At 41.5% G+C, this 20,766-nt stretch carries 12 protein-coding genes and 1 pseudogene; 10 read left to right on the plus strand and 3 right to left on the minus strand.

The genetic code is table 11. The annotated features are described in order from the left end of the window. The first annotated feature begins 77 nt into the window (after window positions 1–77). The 5 genes and pseudogenes from R3X26_RS14070 to R3X26_RS14090 all read left to right on the plus strand — a co-directional run bounded on the left by R3X26_RS14070 (window position 78) and on the right by R3X26_RS14090 (window position 6,625). A pseudogene (locus R3X26_RS14070) lies at window positions 78–1,684 on the plus strand (ISL3 family transposase). Then, a complete protein-coding gene (locus R3X26_RS14075; RefSeq protein ID WP_317717964.1) occupies window positions 1,681–2,727 on the plus strand; it encodes an alcohol dehydrogenase family protein in 1,047 nt (348 codons plus the stop codon). Before R3X26_RS14070 ends, R3X26_RS14075 begins: the two are co-directional and overlap by 4 nt. Before the next feature lie 437 nt (window positions 2,728–3,164). Next, entirely contained in the window at window positions 3,165–4,133 is a 969-nt protein-coding gene (locus tag R3X26_RS14080; RefSeq protein ID WP_317717965.1) for a hypothetical protein, read from the plus strand. Between the two features lie 67 nt (window positions 4,134–4,200). Beyond that, the gene (locus tag R3X26_RS14085) at window positions 4,201–5,217 is read left to right on the plus strand and encodes a GGDEF domain-containing protein (RefSeq protein WP_317717966.1); all 1,017 of its coding nucleotides are present in this window, start codon (window positions 4,201–4,203) and stop codon (window positions 5,215–5,217) included. Window positions 5,218–5,722: 505 nt separating this feature from the next. Continuing rightward, window positions 5,723–6,625 (plus strand): hypothetical protein, encoded by a 903-nt coding sequence (locus R3X26_RS14090; RefSeq protein ID WP_317717967.1) that lies wholly within the window; start codon window positions 5,723–5,725, stop codon window positions 6,623–6,625. Window positions 6,626–6,964: 339 nt separating this feature from the next. On the opposite strand, the gene R3X26_RS14095 is transcribed toward R3X26_RS14090, so the two are convergent. After that, the gene (locus R3X26_RS14095; RefSeq protein ID WP_317718004.1) at window positions 6,965–7,297 is read right to left on the minus strand and encodes a DMT family transporter; all 333 of its coding nucleotides are present in this window, start codon (window positions 7,295–7,297) and stop codon (window positions 6,965–6,967) included. Window positions 7,298–7,527: 230 nt separating this feature from the next. Continuing rightward, window positions 7,528–9,069: an alpha/beta hydrolase gene (locus tag R3X26_RS14100; RefSeq protein WP_317717968.1), complete on the minus strand. Its 1,542-nt coding sequence runs from the start codon at window positions 9,067–9,069 to the stop codon at window positions 7,528–7,530. Between the two features lie 252 nt (window positions 9,070–9,321). On the opposite strand from R3X26_RS14100, the gene R3X26_RS14105 reads away from it, so the two are divergent. The 5 genes from R3X26_RS14105 (at window position 9,322) to hflX (ending at window position 19,151) form a co-directional block, all read left to right on the plus strand. Continuing rightward, on the plus strand, window positions 9,322–11,367 hold the full coding sequence (locus tag R3X26_RS14105; RefSeq protein WP_317717969.1) for a caspase domain-containing protein: 2,046 nt from the start codon (window positions 9,322–9,324) through the stop codon (window positions 11,365–11,367). Then, a complete protein-coding gene (locus R3X26_RS14110) occupies window positions 11,364–12,710 on the plus strand; it encodes a CHASE2 domain-containing protein (RefSeq protein WP_317717970.1) in 1,347 nt (448 codons plus the stop codon). The genes R3X26_RS14105 and R3X26_RS14110 overlap by 4 nt, the downstream gene beginning before the upstream one ends. 112 nt (window positions 12,711–12,822) lie before the next feature. After that, complete coding sequence (locus R3X26_RS14115) at window positions 12,823–13,206, plus strand: hypothetical protein (protein WP_317717971.1); 384 nt, start codon at window positions 12,823–12,825, stop codon at window positions 13,204–13,206. A gap of 50 nt (window positions 13,207–13,256) precedes the next feature. Beyond that, entirely contained in the window at window positions 13,257–17,540 is a 4,284-nt protein-coding gene (locus R3X26_RS14120; RefSeq protein ID WP_317717972.1) for a caspase domain-containing protein, read from the plus strand. 279 nt (window positions 17,541–17,819) lie between these two features. Beyond that, a complete protein-coding gene (gene hflX / locus R3X26_RS14125) occupies window positions 17,820–19,151 on the plus strand; it encodes a GTPase HflX (RefSeq protein ID WP_317717973.1) in 1,332 nt (443 codons plus the stop codon). A gap of 171 nt (window positions 19,152–19,322) precedes the next feature. Here the strand turns inward: hflX and xylA are convergent, their stop codons facing one another. Further along, window positions 19,323–20,642: a xylose isomerase gene (gene xylA, locus R3X26_RS14130; protein ID WP_317717974.1), complete on the minus strand. Its 1,320-nt coding sequence runs from the start codon at window positions 20,640–20,642 to the stop codon at window positions 19,323–19,325. Between the last annotated feature and the right edge of the window lie 124 nt (window positions 20,643–20,766).

Here is a 20,766-nt window from a genome sequence, read left to right on the forward strand (position 1 = left end):
CGCAACTTAGGTGGTGAAAATTTAATGAAACTTTTTATTTAACAACGATCTAAGCTACTTTAAGTTGGGATAATTAAATGGCTTCGCTCAAGACCTTATTACAGCTTCCTCGAGGATGGCATCCAACTCGACAAAGCACCTCTATAACTGGACTCAATGTTTATCTAAAGGCTTCCAGTAAGACTGCTCGTTGCCCTGATTGTTCGAAGCGCAGCAATTCTATACATAGCCACCGTAAACGTCGCCTACAACATCTGCCATGTGTTGGACAGACGCTATATTTGATATTTACAGTGCGACATTGGTACTGCCGCAACCGATTCTGTAAACAACGTATTTTTGCTGAATCATTGTCACCATTCGCTGAGCCTCGCCAACAGTCTTCTATTGCTCTCCAAAATTTGCAGCGTCAATTTGGATTGATCGCAGGTGGTAATGCAGGGAAGCGAGCAGTGTCGGTATTCGAACGAGTGCGGACACTTTGCTTCGCAGAGTAGTGCAAGCACCTGAGGCACCTCAACCCAAAACTCCACACATAGGTATTGATGAATGGGCGTGGCAACGTGGTCACACATACGGGACGTTGATCGTTGATCTTGATACCCATCGACCTTTAGTCTTACTTCCTGGTCGAGAGAAACGAGCATTAACAACCTGGTTTAGGAAATATCCTGAAATACAGGTTGTCTCTAGAGATCGTGGGGGTATCTATGCTGTTGCGGCTCGTGAGGGAGCTCCCCAAGCTAGGCAAGTAGCCGATCGATGGCATCTTTTGAAAAATATAGGTGACGCTTTAGAACGGATGATGCATAGACATATGCCGTTAATACGAGAAGTTGCGAATGAATTATCACCCAAAGTAACAACACAAGCCGCGATCCACAAAGCCCCATCAATTCCGAGTAATTCGAGTTCGATACAACTGAAGCAACAAAAAAGAGAAAAGCGTTATCAACGATGGAGTCAAGTGAATGACCTCTATAAAAAAGGGAGCGGTATTAGAGAAATATCAAGGGTCACAGGGCTGTCACGAGTAACTGTTCGACGATGGATACAGTCGAAAACTTTTCCTGAAATATCAAGTAAACCACCGAGACCTAAGCTCATCGATTCGTGGCATGACTGGCTAGAAAAGCAAATCCAAAGCGGCCAATGTAATGCAAGCCAGTTATGGCAAGAAATGCTCGAAGCTGGTTTTACAGGTAGTGTTAGTACAGTGAGGGATGCTGTTTTCAAGCTTCGTAAAGGTAAGGTCTACCCAATGAATATTCCAGCACGCATTCCGTCAGCATCTCGTATCAGTCGATGGTTAACACCTTGGAGAATAATTCGAGGGGAAGAAAACTATGCGTCACGATTTATTAATCTGATGTGTGCCAAAGAGCCTCAGTTCAAATTAGCACAAAAGCTTGCTTTAGAGTTCTACAAAATACTTAAAACAAAGAATAAAAAGTCATTAAATCGATGGTTCGATGATGTAAGCGATAGCGAACTTATCGACCTTCAGCGAGTTGCTAGAGGAATGGAGGCAGACTTAGCTGCGGTCAGTGAAGCTGTCGTTAGCCGCTGGAGTAATGGTGTTGTTGAAGGACATGTAAATAGATTGAAGATGTTAAAGCGTCAAATGTACGGCCGTGCAGGATTCGAGCTATTGAGACGTCGAGTGATGAGTCCTTTAGCATGATTTTATGCACCCTAGTTGCGGAAGACCCTGAAATGAACCAGTACAGCGAAAGTATTGCTGTGCCAAAACCTCAAAAGAATGAAGTGTTAATAAAGGTAATGGCAGCTGGCGTTAACAATACCGATATTAATACACGTATTGGTTGGTATTCTAAAGGTGACAACGATAGTGAAGATGCCACTTGGTCGGGTAATGCGCTCTCTTTACCGCGAGTACAGGGTGCAGATGTATGTGGGGTGATTGTTGCAGTAGGTGAAGGTGCAGGTGTCTCTCGTATCGGAGAGCGAGTGATCATCGAACCTAGTATGACACATGCTCGTGGACAGAAACTTGGTTCTCCTTGGTATTTTGGTTCTGAGTGTGATGGCGGTTTTGCTGAATACACAGCGGTAGATTCGCGTCATGCCTTTCGAGTTAACTCTGATATGACAGATGTTGAATTGGCGTCATTCCCATGTTCCTATTCAACTGCGGAAAATATGTTAACGCGTGCAAATATCGTTGAGACAGATACTGTACTGGTATCAGGTGCGTCTGGTGGAGTGGGCTCTGCTGCCGTTCAACTCGCTAAAGCGCGTGGTGCGAAGGAAATTGCAATCGCTAGCGCAACAAAGAAAGAGGAAATTCTCGAACTAGGCGCTGATCAAGTGATTGCTCGTGGCGATAATTTGGTTGCTGAGTTAGGAACAAACAGTGTTACTGTTGTGATAGACCTGGTTGCGGGTGAGCAATGGTCTGATTTTCTTGAAGTGTTGACGCCAAAAGGTCGTTATGCCGTCTCGGGAGCGATCGGGGGTGCAATGGTTGAGCTAGATGTGCGTACACTGTATCTCAAAGACTTGAGTTTCTTTGGCTGTACTGTTCTAGAGCCTGAGGTATTCCCAAATCTGGTTAATGTGATTGAACAACGTAAAATCAAACCTTTGGTAGCTCAGACATTTGCGTTAAACGAAATCAACGAAGCACAAGCAACGTTTTTGCAAAAAAAGCACATCGGTAAGTTAGTGCTAAAAGTAAACAGTGCCAACTATCCACTTAGTTGATGGTAAACATACGCAAGCTCAATGCTAGGGTATTTGAAGTCATCAACGTTTGTATGGGCATTTTTGATTGACTCTAGATGATTAATTAACTTTAGAATGAGCGCTGTTAATAGAAGTCATTGCGGTCTTATTTATGAGATTTCTACTACTCATTTTTCTAGATTATATTTATATCTTATCGAATGATGCCGATTATTTTTTTAATACATCATTGATTTTGAAAATAATTTCATGTGAACAAATATTATCAATGTTTATGAAATTGTGATACGTGCCACCGAATCGTATTTATTAGTGCGATAGACAGACGAAATATCACTATGTTAGCGTGAAAAACCGATTGTTTTATGCCGCGGTTTCTGATGTGGAATATGAGAATGTACAGAAGGTAGAAATCGGAACTTATATTTTACGTTATAAATAGAAAGGGACTGGTTATGAATAGGCTTAAAATAGTATGGATATTCTCAGTGTTTTTGGTTGCGTGTGGTAATGATAGTTCTACAAATGAAGGAGTGTTTATTGATAGTGCAGTTGAGGGAATAACGTTCAGCTATGATGATGTCAGTGGTACTACTGATTCTAGTGGTACATTTACTTATGTAGAGGGTACAGAAGTAACCTTTAGTGTGGGTGGAATAGTGTTAGGTAGTGCGACAGGGCGTTCTTTTATTACTCCTCTTTCTCTAGTTCCCGGTGCTACGGATGAAACGGATCCACATGTTGTTAATATCGCTCGCTTCCTTCAAACTTTAGATGATGATGATAATCCAGATAATGGTATTACTCTTAATCAAGCACTTTTATCTGAAGCTGGCAGTTTATCGATCAATTTTGATCAGAGCCTCGATGCGTTTGCCAATGATGTTAACGTTCAGTCAGTAGTTTCATCGTTAACCAGTTTTAACAATACAGGGCAACGTACACTTGTTAGTGCAGACGATGCGTTAGAGCATTTACAAGAGTCGTTAGCCAGTATAGCGAATAGTGGTGATAGTTATGAGTATGGTACTATTGCGATTGTTGGTGCTGACACTTCAACAATCGGAACTTCTTTATTGGTTGAGGATGTCGTTTATGGTCGGGAAGATTTGACAAATTTAGAAGAGTCAGTGGTAATTACTGGTCGAGGTATTATAGTAAATGCCAAAGGTAGCGATTCGATATTTACTCACGATAGTTATACCGAAGGTTTTATACTTAGTGTTGGCGCTGGGGCTATCTCTATGACAGTAATCGATGGAGAACAACAATTTGATTACACATGTACGGTATGTAATACCACTTTAAACGTGAATACTCGTCAGCTAACTTTTTCTAATTCGATAGTTTACAATGTAAATGGTGGAGAAGAGCTCATGTTAAATGGCATTATCACTTGGAATGCCTCAGACGAAGATTTATAGGTTAAGCCTTTGCATTTTATGCCGAAAAGTTCAACACGTCCTAGCTATTATGAAATAGAAAGATAATATGAATACATACTCATACAGCAGAGAAAGAACGCTAATTGTTCGTTTTTTTTCGACCATCGGATTTATAGCTACCTTCGCTATGGCGTGTGTTGCAATGTCTAATGCTGATATAGTGCTTGGTATTTTGCTTTTAGTTTCTGCTGGTTTATATGCATGGGCTTTTCTTTATAGCGCAGTTGAAAAGTCAGCGACCACCATATTATATAATCTTTACTGTTTAATGTTGTATTTAGTAATCACTGGTGGAGTCGAAGGTACTGGTCCGATTTGGATATTTATTGTATCACCAGTGGCTTACTCAATTAGAGGCCTTAAAAAAGGAACAATTGATATTGTTGTCTTCTTATTTGTTGTGATCGCCGGCTTTATTATCACAGATAACTATAATATCTATGATTATCAGCCTGAAGCACTTCCATTGAGGGTGGTCATTTCTTTTATCATTGTTGCGTTATTAACCGGCTTTTATGAGCGTTTACGTGAAAAATACAATGAAGAAATAGTCGCTCTGAGTCAAAAAAATGAGCGCCTTGCTACAATCGATTTCGTAACTGATTTGCCTAACAGGCGTTTTATGATGAAAGAGCTTGTTGAGCTTAAACACCGCCATAAAAAAACTAAGCAGCCGTATGTGATTTTGTTAGCTGATGTTGATAATTTCAAAAAAATTAATGACAACTACGGCCACGACTTAGGTGATGAAGCGTTAACCCAACTTGCCAATATTTTAAAAAAGAGCATGCCAACGCAAGGTATTGCTTCTCGATGGGGCGGGGAGGAGTTTTTGATTGCATTACCAAACAGCGACAAAGCGTTGGGACAAAGTATTGCAGAAAAAATTCATGCTGAATTACAAAAAACAACGATCTACATGAACGGAAAATCGGTAGCATTAACACTAAGTATAGGGCTTGTGCAAAGCCAGTTAGATAAAACTATAGCTCAAGATATAAAGCTGGCCGACGAGCGCTTATATAAGGCAAAAGAGCAAGGCAAAAATAGAACTTGTTCTTAATGTTTGTGTCTAGCGTAAGTATGACAACCACCTCAAATGCTGTCTGTTTACTCTACCGAAAAAATCAACATGTCCTAGTTAACCTCAGATCTGCATAAGAAACGACTTTTCAAGCCAAGTAACTTTAATACTCGGCTTCTTTGCTTTAAAGCTATAAGTTATTATTCTTTTTGACCAACAATTTCTAATGATACAAATTCAAAATCAGCTGGTTAGCGTAAACAGTGCTCGATGCTATTCAATAGGTTTGTGGGACTTAATTATTGACATGTGCATTGATATTTGGGGAATGGATTTTTTGGGCGTAACTGTATGATATAAAGGTTTCCATGTTGAACTTTTATAGCCTCGAACCGTTAAATAATGAACAAAAACGCTTTGCTAAGCTTGTAGCGAAAAGCTCATCATCAGGGTTTTCTTAGTCATCAGTAAGTGATAATACCGGATGTTTTTGATTTTAATACGTGATAGCGTTGTTTCATTAATAGGATGCATTTTTGACGACATGGAAAAGAAAGAATTAAAGATAAAATCGAAAATAATTCATCAATATACTTTGCCTTTCAGCGTACATGGTTGCCTGGCACTGTCGAATGATATTTGTGTGATTCTGGGTGTAGGTGAATTAGGTAAGTTCTTACTCTTAAATTCAGGTTCTGTAGAAGTGCTTGATTATGAAGTGCCTTCAATGGATAAGTGTGGCTTCAACTACCGCGGGGCATTATTTAAAACGGAGGTTGGGTTTGGTTGTGTGTTTGATTATGAGCTTGTTGAATATGACCTTCGTAAAAGAACTTTTAAAACTACTCGTATTAAAGATTCACTTCCTCGTGATGAGGCTAACCGTAAGACGGGACCTTATCGTGCTGCGGTTAAAGTTGGTGAAAAGGAATATATTGTTACACTTCAAGATAACTCGCATTACTTTAAAACTAAATATTTTTGTACTTTGAAAAAAAACATTTGGGGTGCGCGTTATGAGCCCTTTATTTACAAGATGCAAAGAGCGACATTTAGCAGCACAGTTGATTGTCATGCTACTTTTACCAATGGTCGGTTACTTTTTCATAGGTGTGAGTACTTATCGATGCTAGTCGATAGAAGCAATGATATTTCTGAGTTTTGTGAGATAGCAAACGGTAGAGAAAATGTCATTGCCACTATAACGAAAGGTATAGGGCGATTTAGCAGCGATGAGGAACACTTGCTCATTAAAACGTACACAAAACCCTACGTACTTGAGTTCTATTCATTACAAGGTGAAAAACTATTTACTATCCCACTGACTCCTAAGCGCGTAATAGGCAACATACAAAAGCAATTTCTAGAGTTTTTTGATAAATATGATTCGACTATATGGATGGGCCGGAATCACAACGTCACACAAACTCGATTTGAAACATCTTAATAACATACAAGTGGTGAAGGTTTCAAGAAAAACGCTGGTCGATTTGGTGGTTGATGGACGAGATGGAAAGGCTGCCAAGCGTTTCTTCAGCCGCTCATTAACAAGAAATCAAGGAATTAGCCCTTAGAAAATAGTGACAGATCCACATGGTTAGGTTTTGGCGCAGTTTAAAATGTTGCTCACCGGGAGTTTGTTCCATGATCAACTCACGAAAATAGCAACTCACGACAATAGCAATTCACGACAATAGCAAGTACCGCAATAATCGGTGTGAAAGTTCTCATGAGCCAACAAGGGTGAGGGAGCGGCAAATGAGAAAATTCAAAAGTATCTTTTTAACTAGTGCTCTATTGATGTTGAGAATATGTTCATGACTAACACCCCTGATATGATCAATATCATCCCAATGATTGCTGCTAAATCTAACTTTTGATTGAATGCCACAGTTCCTACTATAGCAACAAGAACGACTCCAAGTCCTGCCCAAATAGCGTAAGCTACTCCAACAGGAATGACTTTTAGCACTAGTGATAGAAAATAAAAAGCCACTCCGTAACCCATTATCGCCACAAAGCTAGATAATGTTTGAGTGAATCCTTCAGATGCTTTTAGGGCGCTTGTTCCTATTACTTCTGCAATTATTGCAATCGCTAGGTAAAAATATCCCATAATGTCTTTAACCTTAACTTTGAGGTGTGTTTTTTATAGCATGCTCAATAAACCAGAAAATATATTGGTGCCCGTTATAAAAACTCAGTGAAACTTAATTTTATAAGGCTTAACCGTTAATTGATTGACTCTAAATGCATATTATTACTGCTCGTTAATCTATTATTGGTTAAACCGTTGAGGCCAAAGCTAGTTAACTTGACTGTGCCTTTAAAATGGTCGGAACTTGTACTTTAGCGATTGCTTTCGTCCTCTATTTTCCAATAAATGCCATTAGCACTTTCTACTTGTTCGAGTAACCTTTCCTTTGGCGACAGCCCTTCTAGATGTTTGACCAGATCTTCAATTACCGGCAGCTTATTAGCGTAATAAGAGTGTGATTCGGGGATACTCCAAGGCGCAGCATTGAGATCGCTCGTATCTATCACATCAAAATTATTGGCCAAACTGACAGGCATACCTAATCGTTTGGCCTCGTTAACTTTTTCAGAAGCCATTAACGCACCGTCGTTGGCTGAGGTGTAAATTGCCCAGTTTTTGGAAAGTTTGCTAATTCGTGGCGCGAGTTGATAGGTAAACCATTCGCTATCAACATCGGGGGCGGCCAGTATGATGCTGCCAAATTCTACTTTTGAGTAGGCGTCTTGTAGGGAAAGCTCGTTTAGCGCATTAAGCAGAACTTGGTTGCCCATACTGTGGGCGACGATATGAATATTAGCCGTTGAAAAACGGTTTTTTAGATCGACCAAGAACTGGGCCAAATAAGTCGCACTCCAGATAGCATCTTCCCTGTCTGACGCGTAGCCGAGTAGCGAAGCATTGGATGGCCATGAAAATAGCATGGGTACCCCAGAATAATCGAAGTCATAGGCCATTTGAGCGGTGCGCTTGATTGCCGAAGAGAACGCCACATTATAGCCATGAATGTAGACAATCATGCTGTTTTCCCACACCCCCACACCAGAGTGAATAGGAAGAGACGACCAAAACTGATCGGCTTGAAGCTCCGTAACCGATTGAATCAACACATGCTTGTCGGCTTGTTTTAACCACTTAACCGATAATAGCGGCTGTTCCACTTGCCCTTTTTGATGATTTTTCGGAATGGATATATCCGCCTGTCCAAAATGTATCGGATCCTTTGTATCTCTTTGGCTGCCATAAAAATGTTCGCTGGGGACGGGAGAACGCGTTGTCGCATAATAAACGGTTTGCACGTGGAATGCTTTCTCTGCAGAAGAACGTGATGTGCTGAGTGTTGGTGCTAATGCAATATTGTCTGCTAGTTCAGATACGGTCTCATAAAGCTCATCAGGTTGGGATTTTTTTCCTAGAGTATAAGCGAGGTACTGTATTTCTGCTATTTGGTCGAATGAGAGTCCAAGGTCGTCAACAAAGTGTGAACTTGGCGCAATCGCAATTGGGCTGCTAATGATATGACGAGTGGCTTGTAGACTTATTTCGAGCTCTGGGGTCAATTGCGCACAGGAAGTCGCAATAATAGTGGTCGCTTTTGGCGCGGCAGGCGCCGTTATGGTGTAGAGCCCATGATTGTCTGTTTGATCGGTTAGCCAAATTATCGTGCCACTATCGGGATTATGTGTCATGACCGTAAAGGGGTTTTGTTTGGTAATATTGGGTTTGATTTGCTCCCCACTTAAAAGTGGATAAGAAAATTCAAACTCTGGGCAAAGAGGTGTTTTGGCAGCATATGTTGGTAACGAGAGCAGTGTTATGGTTGCCGTTGCAATAGCAATAAGTGTCGAGACTTTCAAAGCATCCATCCTTAGTTTCGCAACCTAAAACGTGATTATAATCCTGACATAAACACGGTACGATGAGTTTATGTAAACAGCATGTTATCGAAGTATAATGAAAAAAGATGGTAACATGTTGTTCATCTGGTTTACAAATGATTGGTATATGAGCAATATTGGAACGGTATACCTCTAATCTTGTTATGGCGAAAACTTAAGAAAATTAAGGCATAAAATAAATCAGAACTCCATCATTTCAAGGAAGAATAGATGAAAAAAATACTGTTGCTCATTAGCTTACTGTGTTCACCTGTTACCTGGTCAATGGATTATTATGCGCTCATAGTCGGCGTATCAGAGTACCCAAATTTAGACGAAAACCTATCATTACAAGGTCCTAAATTTGATGCGCTTCGAGTACAGAAGATGCTGTTACAACAAGGGTTCAATGAGGACAATGTGCACCTTTTAGCTGATGGGGTACCTGGGGCGGCGTTACCAAATAAACAAGCCATTATGCAAGCCATCTACGATATTGAACGCCAAGTTCAGCCGGGAGATTTTGTTTATTTGCACTTTTCTGGCCATGGTAGCCAGCAACCGGTTAAAGGAGACGGGGACAGTAGTGATGCTGTCGATGGATTAGATGAAATCTTTTTACCCAGGGATGTGCAGCAGTGGTCGAGAGCGCTCGGTGAAGTCCCCAATAGCTTGAGTGATGACGAAGTTAATATTCTTACCACGCGTTTGCGTAATAAAGGTGCTAACGTTTGGTCTATTTTCGATTCTTGCCACTCAGGAACCATGACTCGAAGCGTCACAGGTCAACAAATTCGGACAAGAAACATAGAGTTAGACCTACTTAGAGATGCAGGTAATATTGAACCGTCAGGGGCGGTTTCGTCTTCAGCTACCTCATTGCAACCCGTGGAGCTTATTGAAGGTGCGGGCTCATTAATCAGTTTTGGCGCCGCTCAAAGTAACGAAGAAGCGCCTGAAATGGAACTACCTAACGGCGATTCTCCAGCTCCGCAAGGTTTGTTTACCTATACCATGACCTCGATGATTAGCCAAAACCCGACCATGAGTTATCGGCAGTTGGCTCAAGGTATTCTAACCGCATATAACAGTTTACCCTGGTATCGAACCACGCCCCTTTTTGAAGGGCAAGCATTGGATAAACCTATCTTTCATAGAGAAGGGTCGATTGACATTCGTTATCCGATTAATAACAACAAAAGCCGATATTTGATTGAAGCCGGTCAACTGAATGGATTTGAAAAGGGTGCAGTCGTTGCTGTCTTTGATGATGTGACATCTGATACACCGGTTGCAACACTTGAGGTGACTAAGAGTCAGTTTGCAACCAGTGAAGCGGTGGTTCGCAGCGGTGAGATGAAGGGTAAAAAAGGGTTTGTTAAACTGCAGAGCCCAGCCTACCCACAAGCGCTTAAAGTTAAATGGCAAAGTACGCCCAACCAAAAATGGCAAGACGCTATGCAAAATCAATTGGTTGATAATGCGTTTTTACAACGGACGATTGATTGGGTTGATTCGGATAAACCGGCTGACCTTTCTTTGTATGTATCGGATACGGATTTGTATTTTTTTACCATGAGTAATGCCCGTTTACCTTGTCAGTTAATGACATTGGAACAAGAACATTGCAGTAACCAAATCGAACGTTATTTGAGCCTTGATTTGTCAGAGTTAACAGCCGAAGAGGCTTTGAATAATGGTTTGACTCGTATAGTAAGAGCACACAACTTAAAACGTTTAGCCACGCAAATGACGGGTGCTTCTTCTGTGATGTCGGAAGTGTATGTTAATGATGCGCCGATTGCTTTGGATAAAGTGATTCAAACTTACGATGGTGACCAACTGTACATGAGTTTTACCAATCAAAGCAGGGAGCCTATCGACTTGACGGTGATGTTTATCGATAGTGGTCAAGGCATTATGCAAATATACCCAGAACCCGGTCACAGTGGACGATTGTTTGCGGGGGAGTTTGCTGAATTTGGTGGTGAAGTCAGTAGTAGTGAAACAAATGGAGAAGAGCAGTTTGTGGTTATTGCGATCCCTGTCAATCGTGATGCGCCACAGGTATCACTGGCACATTTACAACAAGAGCCGTTAGAGAGCAAAGTTTTTGCGCAACCGGAAACAGTGACAACGCGCGCGAGTAGCGATTCAGGCTATGAAGTGCTGTTTACCCAAGCATTGGGTGATATGCCTCAACAGCGTGCTTTTAAAAAAGCACAGAAAACCGCACCAAGCGCCACCATTAGCGTGATCCGGTTACAAACAGAATGATTAATACTATTATCACACGATGCCAACAGGTGTTTGGGCGTGTTCATCAACGGTTCACTTTCTTGACGCAATGGACGGTCATGTGTGTTCTTGGTGCATGGCTTATTTATGGCGTTCCATACCAGCTGGGCAGTGCGAGTGAACAAGCTGCTGAGCGAGCCGTTTACCGGTTGATGTCGGGTATTTACGATGCTTCAGAGAGTGAAGACAATATTCTTGTTGTGCTGTTTAACGATCAATCGATAGAAAATCTTTACCCTTATTTGAGGGAATCAAATGATTGGCCACTGGCGTACAGCGATCAAGCCAGCATATTAACAACCATCATGTCATTGCAGCCGTTAGGCATATTTTATGATGTTGCGTGGATGAAGCAGCGGTCATTAGATAATAGTTATTCGCGTGCTATCGAACAATTGAAGGCGATGGCGCAAACCACGCAAATACCGCTATGGTTTGCACGAGGAGCAGTTAACTCGAATATGGCAGAGAATGTTAAACAAGATCTCACTTCGTTTGCGCATCTTGCGATAAACGGTTGGCAAGGGCAGCGAAATTTGTATCCCCTTTATTCTGCTGAGTCGCCCACGATTGCGACCATGTTATACAATGTTCATTGTCAACAACATGCTTGTGAGGGAATAAAAGATAGTAACGCGTCTCCTATGAGTGTGCGATGGAATGCCAATACTGCACCGATATTACTACCTCATCGTAGTGAGGAATGTCGCGAGAAGAAAGAGGCGTTGCAAACCTTGGCGTTGGCGCTTAAGTCTATTATATGGAACATTATTCCTGGTTTAGATGAGCAATCACAATTGCAACTGTGTCCTGCGCAACGCGTTATGTACATTGATGAAGTTATAGCGATGGCTCGCTCGCAAGATGTAACTGAACGGGATCGAATCAAAGCAATAGTGGAAGGTTCGTTAGTGTTGGTTGGTGGACAAATAGAGGGGGTACAAGATTACGTTGTATCACCCGTGCATGGTTCGCTGCCTGGTGTGTTTTTTCATGCGATGGCTTTAGATAATCTGATGACATTTGGTGAAAATTACACGCGTGAGGATGATCAAGCGGATCATATTAACTTTGCTATTTGGTTACTGTATTTAACGCTACTTATTTTTGTTCGTCGTTTCGCCACTCAACATTCAGCGCTTTTATGGCTTAATCAAAGATTATGGCTCTTGAGCGGCCTGTATATCGTTGGTGTATTTAGTGTGGTGTTTTGGGGGTTTAATTATGCCCCTTCTAGTTGGATTTCTATTCTGGCTCTGGGTTGGGTTGGTATTCAACTCATCACGAAAATAGAAAGCTATTACGTCGACCCAGATACATAGAAACTCGGAAATATAGATACATCGAACTCTAGATACGTAAAAACACAGATACACAGATACACAGATATAAAGATACACAGATATAAAGATATAAAAAGTAAGAGGATGGCAAATGAGCCAAAGTAAAGTGAACATATTATCACGGCTTGTTATGTACGGATGCATTGTGTTCTCTACATCGAGTTTCGCCGACCTTTATGTTGAACAATGGCTTCAACCCATCATTCCAATTAAAACGGCGAATGACCAATGGCAAATGAAACCGTTGGCGACGTTGCCTCATCCACCGGTGTCGGTTCTTCAGCAAGAAGGCGCTTTCGTGCAAGTTAAGTTACGGCGTATTGGCACAGTTTGGGTGCCTAAAACGGTGCTTCGCTTAAACGAGGAAAGCCTTTCGCTGGTGTGCCAAGAAACCGCCTCTGCTCGCGCAAGTGATTATCAAAATTACGGAATGCGAGGGGATGACTCCACGCCCTTTATTTGTATAGTGAAATAGCTCGACTGGTTTTCAAATAAAGCATATTAATTGTATTGCAAGGATGCGAAATGAAAATGTTTAACAGACTCGTTTTTCTATCAGTTAATTCTACCTCGCTAGGTGTCACACTATCTGCTGCGCTATGTTCACTGCTGTTGTCTCATTTAAGTTATGCCGGCAATGCGATTTCTATTCCTCAGTTTGAGTTAGCGCAAGACGAAGCCATGTTTACGCTATACAGACGACAGATCACCTTACGTCAACGTGAGGGTGTGCATGCTCGCTATCACGAAATTAAAGACGAAGGATTTGTGCGCATGCAAGTCCGAAAGCCTATTCAAGACGGGGAAAGTCAACGTTGGTTTGTTCAGTATCTTGAGCACTATAAAGGTGTCGGGCAGAAGCTGAACATGGCGTATGAGAATAGCCGCTTAATGGGATCGTCTTCGACTGTGGTTTTAGACAATGGCGATTGGCGTTTAGAGAATGAAGACCCTGGTCAAGAAATCGATGATGGATTTAATGAGCAAGAGCGCAAACATTTAATTCGTGTTGTTAGTACACAAAGCTTCTATGCATTGTTAAGCGGCCTTATCTCGTCTAAACCATATGAGCTGAATATATCCAGTGATTTGCCGGCTGAATTAGCCAGTGTGTTGGGGGGCGATGGTTCCATTTCATTAACGTCGTTAACCGATCGTTGGGGCTCGAAGGTCGCGAGCTTCACGGTGTCACTCTCCTCATTTTTTGACAATGATATGTTGGCACCGTGCCAGTATCAAATTGATGCGTTTGTTGATGATGGACGAATAATCAATATCGGGTTTGCTTGTAATACCATGCTTACAAAACAGCCCAATGTGGTCAGTGGTTATTTTTCTGAGCAAATTGGCTATGCTTATTCGAACCGAGCCATCAGCCAGTTTTCTCCTGAGCCGGTTATGAGTGTTCACCCTAACGGTGACATCACTGATATGAAATATATGCCAACGTTTGGATTGTTAGCTTATGTGAGCAAAGGTATTAAAACTAACGATAGCGGAACCAATTGGTTAAGTTTTTGGGATATTAATCAACAAAAAAACCTTTTTAGTACCTCGGTACCGGGTCAAAATCTGACGTTGTCCGATAAGGGCGATACGTTGGCGTCAGTCTCTGATTCACGCTTAGTCAGCACTTATGTGCCTATTGGTGGACGCTTTGTGCCGTTCGGCCATTTCTCTGAATTCGATCTGAAGCGAAAGCTTGTCTCCCAAAGCGCGTTTGGTCGTTACCTGCTTGCGGTTAATGAAATGGGGGAGCTTGAATTACTTAACCCTGGTTACAATAGCTCACTGGTATTGATGGATAAACTTGAGAAAGGCACGATGGTCTCGGCAGCAGAAGATGGCCGAGTATTACTGGTCACTCCAACTGGACAAGCGAAGCTTTATACATTAACAGTCAGCCATGAGTTTTGTGGTGATGGAGATTTTACCACTTCATGGTGTGATGAACCCGATGTACATTTTACAGCAAACGAGAGTATTGAAACTCAAGGTGATTGGGCTACGTTACCGTCTTTGAGTCCCAGTGCTGAATCTACCGATAGTGCACTTGAGGATAACCAGGCTAAGAACAGTGCATCAGAAAAAAATACGTCACTTTTGAATCTTGGTTCGCTGGAATTGCACCGAGAGTTACCGATGGCGATGCTCTGTTTTACCGAACCTAAGTCTTGCGCGGTCTATCAATATACTAACAACACACTCAGTCTATTGAATACTGGGTCGGCCACGTTTTATAAGGCTAACTCTGTTTTAAGCTCCAAAGGTAAGTTTGAACTTTCAGATAAATTTGGACTTCCAGGTGACTTTGGACTTCCAGGTAAAATAGCTACCCCCTTTTCTGATGCTTGGTTTGCCAGTGAACCTGACGCTTTTGCTATTGCAGATGACAGGGAGGTAATGTTTGTTGCTCGATCGAAACTTAGCCAAAGTCGCTTTATTCCTACTATTGAAGTAAGAGATAGTGTGCAAGGGCACTTGATAAGTGAGATAACATCACAAGTGGACAGCCTTGCCCATGTTGCTCATCACAACGGTTTCTTGTATCTCATATCACTCAATCAGTTTCAACGTACCAGTACCATTCGTCAACTCAATTTGTCCACATTAGAGTTAGACACAACGGTGTTACCTTTTATCGTAAAAAATCTGTCAGTTGACAGCAATAATTTGTTGATTCAGGCGCAAGATATCGTAGTTATTACACCGCTTGATAGTCGATTTGAGCCAATTGAGATTCATAAATCGATTACATCCTATTCTTGGTTTAACAACGGGGTACTGCTAGTTGATGCACAAGGTACATTGACCCGTGTTGATTTTTCGGATGCCAAAGAAACGACTGTGCGAGAGTTTGCGGAACCGATCTATGAGGTGGAAGCATTATCAGACGATGGGTCGCAATATGTGGTGAGAGCAGGAAGAGGTCGTCTGATATTAAGCCATAGTGATGAAGAGCTTAATATCGGTTATAGAAATGCGCCTTATCCAGCGTTATTGCGTGTGAACGACCAATCAGAGTTTATAGTTGCTGGCTTAAATGACAATACCAATGTTTATAATTCAGCCATTCCCATTGCTAGTCGCTTTACGGCTCAAGGGGAGCAGTTGGATACTCTTGAACCCAGATGGGGGATGCCTACTGCCCATTTTATCTCTGCTAATGGTGAATATTGGCAGGGAAGTAACTCAGGCCAGATTACGGTGCGGAACATTGCATCGGGAGCCATATCTGATGAATTTCAGGCGCATAATGGTGAGGTGATCACGATTTTGCAGCTTTCTGATGGGGTGATTCTTACTGCTTCTGATTTAGGTGAAGTTAAACTTTGGAAAGAGAGTGTGGTCAGTACGTTCCCTCTTAATGCACAATTTTTGGTATCAAAACCGATACTTGAACAAGATATCGCTAATCGTTCCAATAAACTGAAACTGACGATGGTGATAGATAAACATGGAGAAGTGGTCATAAGCGGCCCGGATGGTTATTACTGGGGCACACCCAAAGGGATACACAACGCAAGCTTTATCAACAAAGATACGTTGTTTGACTATCGACGCTATGATACTTGGCTTAATCGGCCTGATATTATTCTTAGCCGGTTAGGTTTTGCAGATAAACGGCAGATAGAGTTTTGGTCCAATTTAGTTTTAGCTCGTCAAAAACGAATGCCTTCGTTTAACGCTAAGCTCAGTTTTTTCAAAGATAACGGAGTTGAGTTTAGTGTGACGGGGGAGAAACAACTGTTACAAACAGATGATGTTCAACTAAATTGGCATACCAGCGAGGCGTTTGAAGGGCAGTTATTTGTTACTGTGAATGAAACTCCGCTCGTTGGTCTTTACGGCCAAAATATCACGGGAAATGATGGCCAGTTTACCGTGGCGCTTACTCAAGGTAATAATAAAATTCGAGTTTATGCGGTGGATTCTGATGGGCAGCCTACACAGAGCCAAACATTCAATTATTTCTATCCAGGCACACAACAAAGTCCAGATCTTTATATTGTCAGTGTAGGGGTGTCGAATTATCAAAATGCCGATCTTAACTTAAATTACGCCAGAAAAGACGCTGAAGATATTCAAGCGTTACTGTCTGACAGTAGTGAGTTTAATGAAGTAAAGACTTTGTCTTTATTTGATGAAGCCGTCAACGTGGCATCGATAGAAAAAATGACGCAATTCCTAGAGGGAGCAAGAGCCAATGACCGAGTGATTGTTTTCTTTGCCGGACACGGCTTTTTAGATAGTAATGAAGAGTACTATTTTGGTACTCATGATATCGATCCGCAATCGCCAGAAAAGCACGGTATTAGTTATCAATCAATCAGTAAGGTATTGGCCTCTTCTCGTTCGCGCTTTAAATTACTCATGCTTGATACCTGTCATTCTGGCGAGGTGAATCAATTTGCTAGTATGAATAACAGTGTGTTAGAAACAGGGGTGGTTAGCAGGGGCTTTAAAGTAAAATCGAGAAAACCGAATGATCGAGACGCTCTTGCGCAATCGTATCAAAAACTTCAAACCTCATTTGTTGATCTTAGAAGCACCACTGGAGCGGTAGTGATCAGTGCATCGGGCGGGTATGAATTCGCGCTGGAGAAAAGCAATATCGCTAACGGTGTGTTTACCTCTTCTGTATTGAGTGCATTAAGAGATAAGAAAGCGGATCTAAATAATGATGGCAAAGTAACCACGTCGGAGCTGCGCAGTTATACCTATAAAGAAGTTCAGCGCCTTACCTCTGGTCATCAAAAACCCACCACGCGAAGTTATAACTTGGACACCGATTTTGCTGTGTATTAAAACGCAAACTTATAAGAAGTAACATTGTGCTGGTACAGTATGATAGAAAACCAGTAATTAAGCGAGTAAAAGAGCCTCGCAGACAATTTATGTTATTGGAGAGTTAACTTCAGATTCAATATTATGATGATAGATTGTCAGAGTAGTTTTATCGCTGATAGTAATAATATTTACATTTAATATTCTATTACTCTATAAAGCGAGCCTATAACAGCGTAGGATCAGACGACTTTAAACTCATGACTAGGTTTGCACTTCGGTGCACGAACAAATGAACAAATGAAACTAACAGCAAAACCATCACAGAATAACGCGCTACTTATTTCGATTACCACGCCTGAATTCAAAGGCGAAGAAGCAAAAGAATCTCTTGCTGAACTTGCTCGTTTAGTCACAACCCTAGGGTTTAAAGTGGTTGGAACGCAATCGCAAAAGCAAAGTTCGACCCAAAATCTTAACGCACTCGGGATAGGAAAACTGGCGGAAATTGCGCATCTGACTGGTTATCAAGGCTCAATTGAAGAGGCCGAATATGACGATCTTTTTGATGAAACCGATTTTTCAGATCTTCCCACAGAAGATTTGCCTTATGCATCGGCAGATGTAGTGGTATTTGATTGCGATTTAAGCCCATCTCAGCTTCGAAATGTCGAAAGCCATTTAGGTGTAGAAGTATTTGATCGCACCGGTATTATTATTGAAATATTCAGTCGTCATGCTCGTACCCGAACCGCACGCTTACAAGTCGAAATTGCGCGCCTTAATTACTTGGTTCCACGGCTTCGTGAATCTGCCAGTGGTGATAAAGAACGCCAAATGGGACAAGGTTCTGGTGAAACTTCACTCGAGCTTGATCGCCGCAAAGTACGTGATCAATTAGCCGATCTAAGGCGTGAATTAGTCAGTGTGCAAAATGAATTAAAAAATCGCCGTACACAGCGTTCAGAGCTATTTTGCGTGGCTCTAGTTGGCTATACCAATGCTGGAAAATCATCGATGATGCGCGCAATGACTGCCACTGAAGTAGTTGGTGAAGATAAGCTTTTCGCCACTCTTGATACCACCGTTCGTGTGTTACAGCCGATTACGCAACCTCGAATCTTAGTTTCAGATACGGTGGGTTTTATTAAAAAGCTCCCGCACGATTTAGTCGCGTCATTTCATTCAACCTTAGCAGAAGCGCATGATGCATCATTACTGCTGTATGTAGTGGATGCATCCGATCCTTCTTTTCGTGCGCAGCTCGATGTTGTTCACGATGTTTTGGGACAAGTCGGCGTAGAAGATAGCGAAAAACTCTTAGTATTGAACAAGTCCGACCGTCTAAGTCCAGAACAACAGCAAGCGTTGCTGGAAGAGTTCCCAGATGCGATGCTCACATCAACTCATAACCCTCTCGATATCAAAAAACTGCACGCGTACATTGTTAATCTCGCGGAACAAGGAATGATCGAAGAGGAGATTAAGGTGCCATACACGGCAAACGGAGTGATCGGTGATATTCGTTCTAGCATGAGTGTTGTAAAAGAAGAGTATGGTTATGAACATGTGACATTAACCGTACGCTCAAGTGCAATTGATTTAGCAAGGTTAAAAAAACGCATGCAGTAGTGGTTACTCGTTGTATAAATAAACCCCCGATGAAGTGATATTATTCACTCATCGGGGTTTTTCATTGTCGCTATTTGAAGGTTAAAGTGTAGAAGGCTGCGTTGAACTTATTGAAATAGTGGCCAAATATTCTTGGCCACTTAATTCAAGGTATGATTGTTAAGTACGTACTTATTTAAATATGTAGCCGTTTACTATATTTTCTAAGTATTCTTGTTTCCCAGATTCTTTGACTGGTTGAATATTACTATCTGTTGCGAATTTGGCTAGGCTCTCAAGAGATAAATCACCGTTAATAATTTGTTTGCCAAGATCCTGATTCCATCCGGCATAACGCTTAGATATATTTGCGGCTAATGTGTCATTTTCTATCATGCTGGCCGCTTTTTCTAACGACAGAGCCATTGTATCCATACCGCCAATATGGCCGTAGAACAAATCTTCATTGTCAATTGATGGGCGACGCAAGCGTGAATCAAAGTTGAAACCACCAGTCGTAAAGCCACCAGCTTTAAGTATTTCGTACATTACCAACGTATTTTCTTCAACGCTATTCGGGAATTGATCAGTATCCCAGCCAAGTTGAGGGTCACCACGGTTAGCGTCAATAGAGCCAAATAAACCTAATGCTGTTGCAGTCGCTACTTCGTGTTGGAAACTATGTCCTGCCAGTGTTGCATGGTTAGCTTCAATGTTGACTTTAATTTCGTTTTCTAAGCCAAATTGTTTTAAAAAGCCATAAACCGTTGCTGTATCATAATCATACTGGTGTTTAGTTGGTTCTTGTGGTTTTGGTTCAATCAAAATCGTGCCCTTGAACCCGATTTTGTGTTTATGCTCCACAACCATTTGCATTAAGCGACCAAGTTGCTCTCGTTCTTGACGCAGATCGGTATTTAACAGTGTTTCATACCCTTCACGACCACCCCAAAGTACATAGTTTTCTCCGCCTAGACGTTTTGTGGCGCCCATTGCGTTAAATATTTGTGTTGCTGCATAGGCAAATACTTTTGGGTCTGGGTTTGTACCAGCACCTGCCATGTAACGTGGATGAGAGAATGCATTCGCGGTTCCCCAAAGTAATTTCATGCCAGTATCAGATTGTTTTTGTTCAAGAACATCAATCATTTCAGCAAAATTATTTACATATTCTTTTATAGAATTGCCTTCAGGTGCTACATCAACATCATGAAAACAATAGTAAGGAATGTTCAGTTTAGTGAAAAATTCAAATGCTGCATCAGCTTTCATTTTTGCCATTTCCATTGCATCGCCAGCTTGATGCCATGGGCGATCAAATGTGCCTGCACCAAATACATCAGAACCCGGCCAACAGAAGTTGTGCCAGTAACATGCTGCGAAACGTAAATGATCTTTCATTGATTTACCAAGGATTATTTTATCTTGGTCATAATGACGAAATGCTAAAGGGTTATCAGTTTCGCTCCCTTCAAATTTTATTGGAGCTACAGTTTTAAAAAATTCAGTCATAATCTTATTCCATTTTGTGGGGACGATTAATAATTAACTTATTATGGCTTTCTCTCAATTATGAAATTTAGTAATGAATTTAAGCTATTTGCTATTTGTGCTCTAAGTCCCAAATTTAATTTGT

The organism is Vibrio sp. TH_r3 (assembly GCF_033101115.1).
Taxonomy (GTDB): Bacteria; Pseudomonadota; Gammaproteobacteria; order Enterobacterales; family Vibrionaceae; genus Vibrio.

Bases quoted from the DNA above. Each gene is read 5' to 3' on its own strand.
- R3X26_RS14075 (WP_317717964.1), top strand. From the start codon at position 1,681: ATGATTTTATGCACCCTAGTTGCGGAAGACCCTGAAATGAACCAGTAC.
- R3X26_RS14080 (WP_317717965.1), top strand. From the start codon at position 3,165: ATGAATAGGCTTAAAATAGTATGGATATTCTCAGTGTTTTTGGTTGCG.
- R3X26_RS14085 (WP_317717966.1), top strand. From the start codon at position 4,201: ATGAATACATACTCATACAGCAGAGAAAGAACGCTAATTGTTCGTTTT.
- R3X26_RS14090 (WP_317717967.1), top strand. From the start codon at position 5,723: ATGGAAAAGAAAGAATTAAAGATAAAATCGAAAATAATTCATCAATAT.
- R3X26_RS14105 (WP_317717969.1), top strand. From the start codon at position 9,322: ATGAAAAAAATACTGTTGCTCATTAGCTTACTGTGTTCACCTGTTACC.
- R3X26_RS14110 (WP_317717970.1), top strand. From the start codon at position 11,364: ATGATTAATACTATTATCACACGATGCCAACAGGTGTTTGGGCGTGTT.
- R3X26_RS14115 (WP_317717971.1), top strand. From the start codon at position 12,823: ATGAGCCAAAGTAAAGTGAACATATTATCACGGCTTGTTATGTACGGA.
- R3X26_RS14120 (WP_317717972.1), top strand. From the start codon at position 13,257: ATGAAAATGTTTAACAGACTCGTTTTTCTATCAGTTAATTCTACCTCG.
- hflX (WP_317717973.1), top strand. From the start codon at position 17,820: ATGAAACTAACAGCAAAACCATCACAGAATAACGCGCTACTTATTTCG.
- xylA (WP_317717974.1), bottom strand. From the start codon at position 20,642: ATGACTGAATTTTTTAAAACTGTAGCTCCAATAAAATTTGAAGGGAGC.